At 65.4% G+C, this 321-nt stretch carries 1 protein-coding gene; it reads right to left on the bottom strand.

Translation table 11 applies throughout. From position 1 onward, the window contains the following. On the bottom strand, nt 1–321 hold a 321-nt coding region (locus tag HX846_RS39135), incomplete at both ends, for an ATP-binding cassette domain-containing protein (protein ID WP_178967690.1).

Genomic DNA, 321 nt, shown 5'->3' with positions numbered 1-321 from the left:
CCTGGAACACAAAGGCGACCTGGCGATACAAGGTGGCGCTGTGCATGTCCCGCAGGTCGACGTCGCCGATGCGGATCGCCCCGGCACTCACATCGGCAAAGCGCGCAAGCAAAGTGGCCAGGGTGGATTTGCCGGCGCCCGAGTCGCCCACCAATGCGGTCAGCGTGCCGGGCGGTAGATCCAGGTCAATGTCATGCAGCACCTGCGTGCCGTCGGGGTAGCGAAAGTCCACGCCTTCAAAGCTCACCTGGCGGCCCTTGGGCTCGCGGGATTCGCGAGGTTGCGTCAACGTCGCGCTGTTGAGCACGGTGGCGATACGGC

The sequence above is a fragment of the Pseudomonas sp. K5002 genome (assembly GCF_013386655.1).
Lineage (GTDB): Bacteria > Pseudomonadota > Gammaproteobacteria > Pseudomonadales > Pseudomonadaceae > Aquipseudomonas.
The sequence above is the reverse complement of the archived record's forward strand: the minus strand, read 5'-3'. Positions and strand labels throughout refer to the sequence as shown.